The organism is Sphingomonas sp. AAP5, from assembly GCF_004354345.1.
In the GTDB taxonomy this organism is placed as follows: domain Bacteria; phylum Pseudomonadota; class Alphaproteobacteria; order Sphingomonadales; family Sphingomonadaceae; genus Sphingomonas; species Sphingomonas glacialis.
This window is the reverse complement of sequence record NZ_CP037913.1, coordinates 965,329-979,180: the sequence shown is the minus strand read 5'-3', so window position 1 is coordinate 979,180 and position 13,852 is coordinate 965,329. Positions and strand designations below refer to the sequence as shown.

Sequence of the window (13,852 nt, the reverse complement as noted above, 5' to 3'; positions counted from 1 at the left end):
CCGGGCAACCCTGCCCCGCCAATAAACAAAGTCAATTTATATAATCGCCGCTTTGCTCTTGATCAGGATCGAATCCGAGGGAAGGATCCGATCGAGAAACGGCAAGATCGCCGCCCCAACGGCAGGGGCATCGCGCGACAGCGTAGCGCGCGCCATCGGCGCCAGCGCGGGGATGTTGGGCGCCATTGCGCGCAGCTTGCGATTGCTCGCCTCCGCGAGCCGGTCGAGGATCTCGTCAGGCAGGCGCCCGCCAATCAACACCACCGCCGGATTGATCAGGCAATTGACCGCCGTCAGCGGGGGTATCAGCGCGTCAGTCGCATCGTCGATCCATCCGTCGATATACGGCTTGGCGGCGTCCGGAAACGCGATCGTCGGATCGACCCCGTCGAGCGACACGCCCGCGCGCTCGATCCTGGCGGACAGCGCCGACAGCGAGACGACATCCTGCAACACCTGCCCGCCGGGATCGTAGCGGTGCAGCGGAAGGAAGCCGATCTCTCCGCTGCGCGCGTTGGCGCCGCGGTAATATGCACCGTCGATCACGAGACCGCCGCCGAGGCCGGCGCTGACGAGGATGTAGAAAAAGCTTTCATGGTCGAGCCCGCCGCCGAACTGCGCCTCGCCGATCGCCGCGGCAGCGGCGTCGTTGTCGACATGGATCGACAAGGGCACGATCGCGCCGAGTAGCGCGGGCAGATCGACCTCGCTCCAGCGCTCGTAATTCGCAGGGCGGTGCGGCAGGGCAACCCGGCCGAGATCGTCGGGCACGGCGACGCCCATGCCGAGGATGCGGTCCTCGCGGAGCGCGCCGCTGCGCTGGATCTCGCCGAGCCCCTCGCGGACGATCGCGACGACATCGTCGGGCATCGCGAACGCGATCTGCCGCGTCAGCCGTGACCGAACAGTTCCCGCAAGATCGAGCGATACGAGCGTGACGTGATCGCGGTCGACGTTGAGACCGATCGCGAAACAGCCGTCGGGGTTGATCCGCAAGCGCGTAGCGGGCTGGCCGCGCCCGCCCGTACGCCGGCCCGACTCGACGACCAGATCGCTCTCGAACAAGCGGGCGGTGATGTTGGCGATGGTCGGGGCGGTCAGCCCGGTCATCGCCGCAATCTCGGTACGCGTGATGTCGGGGTTCTTGCGGATCACCTGGAGGACAACGCGCTGATTATAGTCGCCGGCGCGCACGAGGTTGGTCCCCGACAGGCTGGTGCCGAGCCGCGCGGCGCGGTCGCTCGCGGTCACGCCTGGTCCCGCCGGGGTGAAGTCCGAAAGATCCAAAATTCCGTCCGCTCCCTGCACCATCATATCCTCGTTGCCCGAGCGCCGCACCCTCGCGGTCGCCAGCCCCCGCCCACCCCTGCGTGCGCCTCTAGGGGCGCTGCGCAGGCGATCATGCCGACGCTACAGCATAAGCCTTCAGGAAGGCATCATGCGGTTCCGCCAGCGCGACCGCCTTGCCGATCGACTCCCGCATCCGCGCTAGCGCTGATTGCAGATCGGGAATCGAGAAATAATCGGCCGCAGGATCGTACGTCCGCGCCGCGATTTCGAAACCGGCATACATCGAAAGCCAGCTCGGATCCTGGAACGATTCCCATTCGTACCGGACCAGATGCCCGCGCGCACGGAACAGCCGGAGCTTGTTGGCCAACGCCTCGGGCAAGGCGGTGTCGCGACATTGATCCCACATCGGCTCGCCACGCCGATCGTTCGCCCAATAGTGCAGCAGCAGGAAATCGCGAATCCGCTCGTATTCGAGCGTCGTTGAGCGATTGTATTCGCTCGCCAGTGCTGGGTCGAAGTCGCGATCCGGGAAAAGCGCGAGCAGCTTTTCGACGCCGGTCTGGATCAGCGTGATGCTGGTCGATTCGAGCGGCTCCATGAACCCCGCGGCCAGCCCGAACCCGACGCAGTTCCCGCGCCAGAAGTCGCGCCGATGCCCGGTGCGGAAGCGGATCAGATTGGGCTCGGCGAGCGGTGCCCCCTCGATCCGCGAGCGCAGCGTGGCAACCGCCTCGTCGTCGGACAAATGCCGGCTGGCATAGACCAGCCCGTTGCCGACGCGGTGCTGGAGCGGAATGCGCCATTGCCAGCCCTGTGCGAAGGCCGTGCTGCGCGTAAACGGCGTCAGCGGCCCTGCGCGTTCGCACGGCATCGCCACCGCGCGATCGCACGGCAGTAGATTGCTCCAATCCTCATAGCCGCTGCCGAGCGCTGCCCCGAGCAGCAACGAGCGGAAGCCCGTGCAATCGATGAACAGGTCACCGTCGATCGCCTTGCCGCAATTGGTGTCAACGCCGTCGATCAGCCCGGTCTGCGCGTTGATCCGGACGGTGCTGATCGTCGCGTCGACCCGCGTGACGCCATCCGAAACGGCGCGAGTCGCCAGAAACTTGGCGAACAGCCCGGCATCGAAATGCACCGCCCAGTCGAAGAACAGCAGGTCGTGGACCGGCCGATCGGTCGGCAGCATGAAGACGTTCTGCTTCGCCATCGCGGTTGCCAGGCAATAGTCGGCGAGCTCGACCGGTTCGCCCGCCGCGCGCAGTTTCTGCCAATAGTGATGGAATGCGACGCCGCGCGAGCGCATCCCGTACAGCCCAAACGGATGGAAAAAGCTGTGCCCCGGCCGCTTCCAATCCGCGAACTCGATGCCGAGCTTAACCGTGCCGTGCGACGCCGCCATCACCTCGCGTTCGGTCACCCCGATCTCGCGGAAGAAATCGCGGATGCCGGGCACGGTCGCCTCGCCGACACCGACGGTGCCGATCGCGCTCGATTCGACGACCGTGATCGCGACCGGCTGCTTTTCGAGCCGGCGCGCGAGCATCGCCGCGGCCATCCACCCTGCGGTCCCGCCGCCGACGATGACGATCGAGCGGATCGCTCGCTCGCCGTGGATCCTCTCGCTCTGTCCGGTCATGCGATCTTCCCATAGCGCTGCCTGCGCCCAGGCGTTCCGCCCGCACCCGGCATCCGGTCGCACCTGTCGGAGCGAACGGGTGTCGGGGCGGTCGGGTACGGTGCCAGCGTCAGAACTTGACGCGGACGCCGCCGGTGAAACGCCGTTCGTAGATGTTGTTGTACGCCTTCGCATCGGGGAAGGTCAGGTAATATTTCTCATACTCGCCCGTCAGGTTCGAGCCCTGCGCGTAGAAGGTGAAGTGCGAATTGATGTCGTAGCTGAGCGATGCATCGACGTAGTTGGTCGGCTGCTGGTACAGTTCGAGCCCGCTGATCCCGCTGAAATCCGACTGCACCGCCCGCTTTGAGCGATAGTTCCAGGCGACGCGCGCCTGCAGATGCCCGTCCTGATAGAAGCCGGCGAGGTTGGTCTGGATCTTCGAATTGTCCTGGAACGGGATCGACGCGCCCGCGAGATCGGTCTGCCCCGAATTCGATGGCGAATAGGTGATGTTCGCGTCGATGCCGAAGTTCGACAACACGTGCGGCATGAAGCCCAAGTCGCTGAACGACTGCTTCCAGCCCGCCTCGAGCCCCTTGAGCGTGCCGCCACGTCCTTGCACCGGCGTCGTGATGAACACGGTGCGACCGCGCACGACGCCATCATTGTCGGGCAGGTCAGTGCGCGTCACCGTGCCCGACTGAATGAAGCTGGCGACATCGATGTAGAAGGCGCCGAGGCTCAGCAAGCTGCTCCGCCCGATATAATATTCGAGCGAACCCTCGACATTGGTGGCACGCCACGGATCGAGCTGCGGGTTGCCGTTCGAGCTGCCGCCGGTCACGCGGAACACCGGCGACCCGGCATTGGTGGTGTCGATCGCATAGGTCGGGTTGAGACCCCCGCCCCACTGGTTGAGATCGAGCAGCGTCATCGTCTGGCTGAACGCGACACGCAGCTTGAGATTGCGCGAGAAATCGAACGCCATGTTGAACGCCGGCAGCACATCGGTGAAGTTGCGCTTGGTCTCGACGATCCCGTTGCTGAGGTTCGCCAGACCATAAGGCTGCGGCGAACCGGTGACGAACTGGACGATATCGAGCTTGGTGTTGATGATCTTTGCGCCGGCGTTGCCCGACACGGGGATCCCGAAGATCTCGCCCTTCACGTTCATCTGCAGATAGCCCGAGATCTGCTTCACGCCGACGTTGAACGACGCACCGGGGTTCTGCACCTCGACATTGCCCGGGTAGAAGCTGTTCTGGAACGCCAGAGCATTGTCCATCGCGCCAGGGTTGAGGACATAGATCCCCGGCAGGCCCACGCCCGGCAGCGTGTATTGCTTCACCTGGCCGTTGAAGATTGCGTTGTTGGCATTGCGGACGACGCCGGCGGTGTAAGCGGCGCCGACCGGGCCCGCCGAGCAGCTCGGATCGTTCAGCGGAACGTCGAACGCCTTCCACTTGACGAGACACCCGCCCGCCTTGGAGGCCTGCCCCGCATAGAGCGGCGCGGCGCGATCGAATTCGAAATCGGTCACCGAGCGTTCGCTGTAGCGCGCGCCTGCGCTGAGGCTGACCGACTCGTTGGCTTCGTATGACACATCGCCGCGGATCAGCTTGAGATCCCCGTTGCGGCGGTAATTCCCTTCCGACGAGGTCGTCTTCATCGAATAATTGTTGATGTTGCCGAGCAGCGAGGTGAGCTGCGATGGCAGCGTGAAGACCGGCTGGCTGCCGGAAAAATTGACCGTCGCCGGTAGCGATGCGGCGCCCGCGATCGTGTTGACCGCATACCCGCCGGGGTTGAACGCGACGTTTCCGCTCGGATAGCGACCGATGCCGCCCGGCTGCCACTGCGCGCCGTTGCTGACGCTGAACTGCAGATAGCTCTGGTCGTAATCCTGCGAAGCCTTGCCGTAGATCCCGCGCAGGCTGGCCTTCAGACCGCTGCCGTTGTCGTACTTCAGCTCGGCATTGTAGTTCTGCGATTGCGACTTGTAGTGATCGTTCTGCGAATAGGAATCGAAATTGCCGAGGTCGTAATTGTAGACCTGGGTCGAATAGAGATTGTAGCTGTGCGGGATGCCGTTCGCGGTCTGCGTGATCGTCGCGCCGGTATTGCGCGAGGCGCCAGGGGTCGCTTCGCCCGCCTGCCAGTTGACGTTTTGCAGCTGGATGCCAGCGGTGCGGTCATGTTCGTTCTGGCGCGTGAAGAAGGCGTCGGCGACGAGCGTCAGCTGATCGCTGATTTCCCATTGCGCCGACGCGTTGACGCCGATCCGCTCGCGCTCGTTGATCTTGTTCCACGCGGTGAACGCCTGCGGCGTCATGAAGATGTCGTTCGACGTGCCGTTGCCGTTGACGTCGCGACCGGTGCCGACGATCGTCCCGTGCGGCCGGTTCGCGGGCGAGAAGCCGTTGGTCGTGTTGACGTCGCCGCTCGGATTGGCCGCGGTGTTGAACTGCTCGTTGTGCAGCCCGACGCCGTACCCTTCCTGGATGCCGTTGTGCGAGTTCGACAGATGCAGGTTGGAATAGGTGCCCGACACGAGCACGCCGAAGCGCTCGCCGTGATAGCCGACCAGCCCGTTGAAGCTCTTGTCGAGCTCCTTCGACTTGTCGCCATACGACCCTTCCGCCGCTGCAGCGAGCGTGAGGCCGCGCTTGAGGTCCATCGGACGCCGCGTGCGCAGGTTTACCGTACCGGTGATGCCGGCGTTGAGCAGGTCCGCGGTGCTCGACTTGATGACGTCGGCGCCGGCGAACAGCTGCGAAGGGATATCGTTGAAGTTTGGCTGGATCGTCGTGATCGACTGTGCGCCGAGATAGGCCTCGCCGTTGAGCAGCGTCGTCACCTGCGGCAGGCCGCGGATGTTGATCGCAGCGCCCTCGCCCGCGTCGCGACGGATCTGGACACCCGGGATACGCTGGAGCGAATCCGAAATCGTCACGTCGGGCAGCTTGCCGATATCCTCGGCGGAAATCGAGTCGGTCACAGATCCGGCGGAGCGCTTCAGGTTCACCGCGCGCTGCTGCGCACCGCGAATGCCGGTCACGACGATGTCCGGAGTCGCGGCGCTGTCGTCGGCGGCGGATGCCGGTGCGGCGACGGGGTCGGACGCGGCGCTATTCTGGTCGGCGGTCGCAGCCGATGGCGATGCGGCTTGCGCGGCTGGCGCAGTCGCGAGCACACCTTGCGTCGTTCCGCTCTGCTGTGCCGACGCGGCGGTGCCGGTCAGCAAGGCCGAGCCGGATACGGCGATCAACAAGGTCGCCTTATGCCCAAATTTCAATTTCATTCCCCAATCCTCTCCAGCCCTGCGTCGGCGGCCCGCGGCCTTGTCACGTTCCACGGGATGAAGAGAATGTGCGGTCCAGGCAGTGCCTGTCCCCTCCCCCAAAACCGCGTTCGCGACTTGCCGTCGTCTCCGATGCGCGACAAATCCACCAAGTCCGCGCGCACGTCAACGATTAAATAATGCAATTTGGCATTTTATATTGTTCGACTTCGTAACGGTTTTGACGTCCCAAAGCCTTTCGTTGCGCCAGCTGCGGAACGATGATTTTCAAGGCATTCCCTCCGGCAAAGGCCTCACTGGCCAACTGTGCGCGCCCATCGCTACGGGACCCTGACACTCGAAAAGCACTCGGGATGCCCGCTGCCGAAATAAACAAATTTGATTTGGCAATCTACCGCCGCTGTGCTTTTGGTCGCGGCAAGCCGACGTGATCGGCATCCTGGGAGGCGATCGATGGGCATGGTACGGATAAGCGCGACAGTGATCGCTCTGCTGGCGACCGCCGCAACGGCGCGCGCACAAACCTATGGACCGATCAACGCCAACCTGCCTGCGGGCGGCGATGCGATCGTGAGCCGGATAGGCGGTGCCGACGCCCTGGCGATCGCCACGCCTACCTGGACGCTGTCGGCGTGGATCGAGCCCAGCGCGCTTCCTACCGGGAGTGCGCTGATCGGCGGATTCGGCGATCCCGGCACTGGCCCGCGCCGCTTTCTCGCGCTCGACGGCGGGAAGCCGAGCCTTGTCACCGAGGCTGGCACGCTCGTCTCCCCCGCGCGGCTCGGCTCCGCTTCCTGGCATCATGTCGCGGCCAGCTTCGACGGGACGACCGCCCGGCTGTTCGTCGATGGCAAGCCAGTCGCGCAGCGCAAAATGGCGACGGCGGCGGCGGCGGTGTCGCCGGTGCTGACGCTCGCCCCGCGGGCGAACGCGCCGGTCTTTGCCGGACGTGTCGCGAACTTCGCGCTGGTCGCAGGGGCAGCGGACGCAGCTACGATCGCAGCCGCCGCTGCGCGCGCGCCCGACCCCGCGCTCATCGCCTTCCAGCAGGGCAGCCCGACCTGGCCGGTCCAGGTCCACCAGATGTATGGCCAGACCGCACCGCAGGACGCGGCGACGCTACCGACGTCGAAGGCTCCGTTCGATACGCCGGTCGCGAAGCCGGTATCGACCGCGGCGGCGATCGTCGCGACCGGTCCGGGGCAATGGGACGTCAACGGCTGGCAACTGGCCGAGGCGCCGAAAGTCGTCGCCCCCGGCACGACGCTCAGCCGCGCCGGGTTCGACACGAAGGGCTGGTACGCCGCGACCGTCCCCGGCACCGTGCTGACCACGCTGGTCGATCGTGGCGTCTATCCCGACCCGGCGCACGGGCTCAACAATCTGGCGATCCCCGAAACGCTGGCGCGGCAGGAATATTGGTATCGCACCGAATTCGACGTTCCGGCCGAGGCCGCGGGCAAGCACCAGCAGCTGACCTTCAAGGGCGTCAACTATGCCGCCGAAGTCTGGCTCAACGGCCAGGTGATCGGCACGATGAAGGGCGCCTTCATCCGCGGCCAGTTCGACGTGACCGGCAAGCTGCTCCCCGGCCGCAACGCGATCGCGGTCAAGGTCTCGCCCCCACCGCATCCCGGCATCGCGCAGGAGGAATCGCTGACTGCGGGCGTCGGCGAGAATGGCGGGATGATGATGCTCGACGGCCCGACCTTCGGCGCGGCCGAAGGGTGGGACTGGATCCCGAGCATCCGCGACCGCAACACCGGCCTGTGGCAGGGCGTCATACTCGCGGCGACCGGCGCGGCGACGCTCGGCGATGCGCAGGTCGTCACCACGCTGCCGCGCGCCGATACCAGCCTCGCCGATGTCGAGATCACCGTGCCCGTCGCCAACGCGTCGGCGCAGCCGGTCACGACCGTCGTGCGCGCCGCGTTCGACGACGTCGCGGTCGAGAAGACGGTGACGCTCGCCCCCGGACAGACCAGCCATGTCGTGCTGCGTCCGTCCGAGTTCCCGCAATTATCCGTCCGCAACCCCAAACTGTGGTGGCCGAACGGTTATGGCGCGCCCGCGCTCCACATGCTGACGCTGACCAGCAGCGTCGCCGGCCAGCCGAGCGACACCCGCACGCTGCGCTTCGGCATGCGCCAGGTCACATACGACATCTCGCTGATGGACCAGAAGGGCGAGCTCGAACGCGTCGGGATTGATCTGTCGAAGGCGCGCGCGCTCGGCCAGCAGATCGTCGACGGCAGTCACACGGGCATCCACAAGGTCAAGGACGGCTGGGCGGCGTCGTTGGTGCCGGGCGCGGAAAGCTCGCCCGCGGTACGGCGGATCAAGGATGAGGACGGCCTGACGCCGTATCTCGTAATTCGCGTCAACGGCGTGCGGATCGCGGCACGCGGCGGCAATATCGGCATGGACGACTTCATGAAGCGCGTCGATCGCGCGCGGCTGGAGCCGTTCTTCCGGCTCCACCAGGATGCGCACATGAACATCATCCGCAACTGGGTCGGGCAGAACACCGAGGACAGTTTCTACGATCTCGCCGACGAATACGGCCTGATGATCCTCAACGATTTCTGGGAATCGACGCAGGACTATAACATCGAGGCGCAGGACACCGCGCTGTTCCTAAAAAACGCGACCGACGTGGTGAAGCGCTATCGCAACCACCCCTCGATCGTAGTGTGGTTCGGCCGCAACGAGGGTGTGCCGCAGCCGATCCTCAACGAAGGCCTGCAGGCACTGATCCACAAGGAGGACGGCACGCGGATCTACATGGGCTCGTCAAATCGCGTGAATCTGCAGAACAGCGGGCCGTACAATTGGCGTCCCCCGGTCGAATATTTCACCGAGCACGCCAAGGGTTTCTCGGTCGAGAGCGGCACGCCGTCGCTGCCGACGCTCGAGGCGTGGAAGCGTGCGATCCCCGAGCCCGATCGCTGGCCGATCAGCGACAGCTGGGCGTATCATGACTGGCACCAGACCGGGAACGGCGCGGTGACGAGCTATATGAACGCGCTCGCGACGCGCTTCGGCCCCGGAACCAGCCTCGAGGATTTCGAGCGCAAGGCGCAGATGATGCAGTATGAATCCTACCGCGCGATCTTCGAGGGCATGAACGCCGGGCTGTGGACGCAGAATAGCGGCCGGATGCTGTGGATGACGCAGCCGGCGTGGCCGTCGTCGGCATGGCAGATGTTCTCGTCGGATTACGACACGCAGGCGTCGTTCTACGGCGTCAAGAAGGCGTCCGAACCGGTCCACGTCCAGATGAACCTGCCCGATTACAACGTGATGCTGGTCAACAACCGCGTCGGCGATCTGCGCGGGGTGACGGTTTCGGCCAAGGTCGTCAGCCTTGACAACCGCGTGCTCGCCGAAAAGCGTACCACGCTGACGGCGACCGGTGAGACCGCCAACACGGCGTTCACGCTCGACCTCGCGCCGATCCTCGCCAAGGGCGTCGCATTGGTTCGACTCGAGGCGCGCGACGCGGCGGGCAAGGTCCTGTCGACCAACCTCTACTGGCAGGCCGCCACCGACCCGCAGTTCCAGGCGCTCAATGCGCTCGCCCCAGTCACGCTGCAGACCCAAGCGAGCAGCCGGGTCGATGGCGCCGAGACGGTCGCGACGGTCACGCTCACCAATTCGAGCCAGACCCCGGGGATCGAAACCAAGCTGACCGTCCTGAACGCGGACGGCAGCCAGGTCCTGCCAGCCTATTTCACCGACAATTACGTCTCGCTGCTGCCCGGCGAAAGCCGCACGGTCGAGATCCGCTACCCGACCGCCAAGGCTGCCACCCCGAGCGTCACGCTGCGCGGCTGGAACGTCGCCGCATCGAGCACGGCACTGCGGTGAGCGGCCGCGGCGTCCTGGCGGCGAGCATCGGCACCGCCGCGCTCGCCGGGCTGTTGTTCGGGTTCGACACCGCGGTGATCGCGGGCGTCACCGGCGACCTCACGCGGATCTACCGCCTGACCCCTGAAACGCTCGGGGTCACGGTGTCCGCGGCGCTGTGGGGAACGCTGATCGGTGCGCTGTTCACCGGCAAGCCGGGAGATCGCTATGGCAGCCGCCGTGTGCTCGGCCTGCTCGGCATATTGTATGTTCTCGCCGGGCTCGGCTGCGCCCTGGTCACCGATTGGACCGCGTTCCTCGCCTTCCGCTTCGCCTGCGGGCTGGCGATCGGCGGGTCCTCGGTGCTCGCACCGGTCTATATCGCCGAGATCGCCCCGCCTGCCCGGCGTGGGATGCTAGTCGGGCTGTTCCAGCTCGCGATCGTCACCGGGATCCTAGTCGCCTATCTCAGCAATGCGGTTGTCGGATCGCTCGTCAGCGAGGCGGCATGGCGCTGGAAGCTTGGCGTCACCGCCGCGCCCGCGATCCTGTTCCTGGTCCTGCTCGCGCGCATTCCGGACAGCCCGCGCTGGCTGATCCTGTCGGGCCGACTGGACGATGCGCGCACCGCGATGACGCGGATCGGCCTGAGCGCGGACGAGGCGTCCGCCGAGCTTGCGTCGGTCGAGAACGCGCTGCGGCAGGATGCGCCGGGCGAGACGCTGTCGTGGCGCAAGCATCGCAGGCCGATCCTGCTGGCGGTCGCGACCGCGATGTTCAACCAGCTCGCCGGGATCAACGCGGTCCTTTATTATCTCAACGACATCTTCGCCAAAGCCGGCAGCTTTTCACCCGATCGGCAGGCGATCCTGATCGGCGCGGCCAATCTGCTGTTCACGCTGGTGGGCATGGCGCTTATCGATCGCGTCGGGCGGCGGACGCTGCTCGCCGCAGGCGCGGCGGGGATGACGGTCTGCCTGTCGGTCGCCGCGCTGGTGCTGTTCGGACGGATCGGCAACGCCGCGCTGCTGCCCGCCTTGGTCGGCTTCATCGCCTTCTTCGCGACCAGCCAGGGCGCGGTCATCTGGGTCTATCTGTCGGAGATCTTCCCGAGCGCGGTGCGGGCGCGCGGCAGCGGTCTGGGGGCGAGTACGCACTGGCTGATGAACGCCGCCATCGCCGGAGTGTTTCCGGTGCTCGTCGCGTGGTCGGCGGGCGCGCCGTTCGTGATCTTCGCGGTTGCGATGGCGGTGCAATGCGTCGTCGTGCTGCTGTTCTTCCCCGAAACCAAGGGCGTCGCGCTCGATGCGATGCACGCCCGGATGATGGAGTCCCGCTGATGCGCCACGCCATGATATTGCTGTCCGTGCTACTGCCTTTGGCCACGGCCGCAAACGCGCAAACGCCTGCAGATGCCAAGGCCCGCCAGGCGCAGGAAGCCGAACAGCGATTGCATGAGGATTGGGCGTGGCTCGGCCGCTACCAGCCCGCCAATGCGGCGCTCGCCCCCTCTGCAACAGGCCAGCGCGTCGTCTTCATCGGCGATTCGATCACCCAGGGGTGGTTCGACAAGGTCCCGAGCTTCTTCGGCCCCGACCGTGTCGATCGCGGCATCGGCGGCCAGACCACGCCGCAGATGGTGCTGCGCTTCCACCAGGACGTGATCGACCTGCATCCGGCCGCGGTCCAGATCATGGGCGGCACCAACGACATCGCCAGCAACACCGGCCCGATGACGCTCGAGCAGACGCAGGCCAACATCATCATGATGTGCGATCTCGCGCGCGCGAACGGGACTCGCGTGATCCTCGCGTCGATCCCACCCGCGGCCAATTTCCCGTGGCGCCCGGGGCTCGAGGTTTCGTCGAAGATCGAGCGGATGAATGCCTGGCTCAAGCGCTACGCCGCCCAGATCGGCGCGACTTATGCCGATTACTGGAGCGCGCTCCACGACGGCCAGGCGCAGCGCGCCGCCTTCACCGTCGACGGGGTTCACCCCAACGAAGCCGGCTATGCCGCGATGGCGCCGGTGGCCGAGGCCGCGATCCGCGATGCGCTCGCCCGCCCTGCCCCGGTCGGCCTGCCGCGGTGAGCCTGTTGCTGGCGCTGGCGCTGGCAGCCGCCGGTCCAATCGTGACAACCGACGACGGCCCGGTCCGCGGCGAAGCGATCGCGGGCGGCGGGGCGGTGTTCCGCGGAATCCGCTATGGCGCACCGCCGACCGGCGCTTTGCGCTGGCGGCCGCCGGTCCGCCCCCGCCCTTGGACGCAGCCCGTCGCGGCGGTCGCCGACCATGCCGCCTGCCCGCAATCCGACTATGGCACGTGGAACCGGGCGGCGGCGCGCAGCGGCGCGGAGGACTGCCTGTTCGTCGACGTCCGCACCCCGCTCCTGTCGCGCGTTGCCAGGCTTCCAGTGATGGTGTGGATCCACGGCGGCGGCAATCGCGGCGGGGCCGCCGGCGGCACCGTCGAGAGCCGCATCACCGAACACCGGATCGTGCTCGTCAGCATTCAGTATCGCCTGGGCGCACTCGGTTTCCTCAGTCACCCGGCCCTTAGCGCCGAGGCTGGTGGGCATTCGGGCAATTACGCGCTGCTCGATCAACAGCTCGCGCTCCGGTGGGTCCAGCGGAACATCGCGCGGTTCGGCGGCGATCCGCGACGAGTGACGATCGCTGGAGAATCGGCCGGCGCGCAAGACGTCGCGTTGCAACAACTATCTCCGCTCGCGCACGGGCTGTTCCATGCTGCGATCCAGGAAAGCGGGACCGCGGGGTTCGGCGTGCCGCCGCGCAGTCTCGCGCAGAACGAAGCGGTCGGCGCGTTGTTCGCCCAGGCGGCGGGCCTCGCCCGTGACCCTACAGCGGCTCAGCTGCGCGCGCTTCCGGTCGAACGCATTCTTGCAGCGCAAGAAGCGGTCGTCGTGCCGGGCCTCGACGATAATAGCTTCATCTGGCTGCAGGCGGTGGTCGATGGTCGCGTGTTGACCGATACGCCGGCGCGCCTGCTCGCGCGCGGGCGACCCAATCCCGTGCCGTTGATCATCGGCACCAATGCCCGCGAACTGCCGCTGCACGGTGACCTCTCCGCAGCGCGCGCGATCGCCACAGGCGCGTTCGGGGATACCGCCGGCGTCGCACTCGCTTATTATGGGCTCGGTCCGGGGCAGGTTCCGCGGTCCGACCCGCGGCTGGGTGACGCGCCCCTGCAGCTCGCCACCGACTTGACGTTCCGTTGCCCGACGAACGTAGTCGCCAAGGCCGTGGCCACGCGCGGCGGTTCGGTTTGGCGGTACACGTATGATTATACGCCACCAGACGGTGCGGCAGTGACCCACGGAAGCGAATTGCGCAGCGTGTTCGCATCGCCAAATACGGGCCTGGAGGCTGCAGCGCCCCCGCTGCAGACCTATTGGATTAATTTTGTCCGAACGCGAAATCCCAACAGCGCGGGTGTTGCGTATTGGCCGCGATCCAGACCGACCCGGTCGATCGAAATCGCCTTCGCCTCTGCGGGAACGCTCACCCGCGATGCATTTCGATTGCCGTGTTCCTGGCGCCATGCGCCATAGGTGCATCGAAAGGCTGCCCCAATCTTATGGCGTCCAACCTCGCTCCCATTACGCCAGTCAGCTAGAGTGATCCGAAATCCCACGGACACCGCTGTCCTGCTCATGGCGATCGCCCAAGCTGTCGACCTCAATCCGCGCTCGACGAACTCCGGTGCTTTCGGGCCGTCAACACTGGCGAACACGTGCGACAGGGGATCGAGCTCGCACCCCCGGCG

At 66.1% G+C, this 13,852-nt stretch carries 7 protein-coding genes; 4 read left to right on the top strand and 3 right to left on the bottom strand.

What is annotated here, in order from left to right; all coding sequences use genetic code 11:
- Window positions 1-36: 36 nt before the first annotated feature.
- From E2E30_RS04535 to E2E30_RS04525, 3 genes are all read right to left on the bottom strand, one after another.
- Window positions 37-1,314: an ROK family transcriptional regulator gene (locus tag E2E30_RS04535; RefSeq protein WP_133187623.1), complete on the bottom strand. Its 1,278-nt coding sequence runs from the start codon at window positions 1,312-1,314 to the stop codon at window positions 37-39.
- A gap of 85 nt (window positions 1,315-1,399) precedes the next feature.
- Window positions 1,400-2,932: a tryptophan halogenase family protein gene (locus tag E2E30_RS04530; protein ID WP_133187621.1), complete on the bottom strand. Its 1,533-nt coding sequence runs from the start codon at window positions 2,930-2,932 to the stop codon at window positions 1,400-1,402.
- Window positions 2,933-3,041: 109 nt separating this feature from the next.
- The gene (locus E2E30_RS04525) at window positions 3,042-6,215 is read right to left on the bottom strand and encodes a TonB-dependent receptor (protein ID WP_133187619.1); all 3,174 of its coding nucleotides are present in this window, start codon (window positions 6,213-6,215) and stop codon (window positions 3,042-3,044) included.
- A gap of 459 nt (window positions 6,216-6,674) precedes the next feature.
- Here E2E30_RS04525 and E2E30_RS04520 point away from each other — a divergent pair, with 459 nt between their 5' ends.
- From E2E30_RS04520 to E2E30_RS04505, 4 genes are read left to right on the top strand one after another with little or no spacing between them, the layout of a single operon-like run.
- The gene (locus tag E2E30_RS04520; protein ID WP_240699032.1) at window positions 6,675-10,085 is read left to right on the top strand and encodes a glycosyl hydrolase 2 galactose-binding domain-containing protein; all 3,411 of its coding nucleotides are present in this window, start codon (window positions 6,675-6,677) and stop codon (window positions 10,083-10,085) included.
- Entirely contained in the window at window positions 10,082-11,404 is a 1,323-nt protein-coding gene (locus E2E30_RS04515; RefSeq protein WP_133187615.1) for a sugar porter family MFS transporter, read from the top strand. The genes E2E30_RS04520 and E2E30_RS04515 overlap by 4 nt, the downstream gene beginning before the upstream one ends.
- Window positions 11,404-12,156 carry a GDSL-type esterase/lipase family protein gene (locus E2E30_RS04510; protein ID WP_133187613.1) on the top strand — a complete coding sequence of 251 codons (753 nt, stop codon included), beginning with the start codon at window positions 11,404-11,406 and terminating at the stop codon, window positions 12,154-12,156. Before E2E30_RS04515 ends, E2E30_RS04510 begins: the two co-directional genes overlap by 1 nt.
- On the top strand, window positions 12,153-13,637 hold the full coding sequence (locus E2E30_RS04505; RefSeq protein WP_133187611.1) for a carboxylesterase/lipase family protein: 1,485 nt from the start codon (window positions 12,153-12,155) through the stop codon (window positions 13,635-13,637). Before E2E30_RS04510 ends, E2E30_RS04505 begins: the two co-directional genes overlap by 4 nt.
- The last annotated feature ends 215 nt before the right edge of the window (window positions 13,638-13,852 follow it).

Coding starts and splice junctions, on each gene's coding strand:
- E2E30_RS04535 (WP_133187623.1), bottom strand. CDS start 1,314: ATGATGGTGCAGGGAGCGGACGGAATTTTGGATCTTTCGGACTTCACC.
- E2E30_RS04530 (WP_133187621.1), bottom strand. CDS start 2,932: ATGACCGGACAGAGCGAGAGGATCCACGGCGAGCGAGCGATCCGCTCG.
- E2E30_RS04525 (WP_133187619.1), bottom strand. CDS start 6,215: ATGAAATTGAAATTTGGGCATAAGGCGACCTTGTTGATCGCCGTATCC.
- E2E30_RS04520 (WP_240699032.1), top strand. CDS start 6,675: ATGGTACGGATAAGCGCGACAGTGATCGCTCTGCTGGCGACCGCCGCA.
- E2E30_RS04510 (WP_133187613.1), top strand. CDS start 11,404: ATGCGCCACGCCATGATATTGCTGTCCGTGCTACTGCCTTTGGCCACG.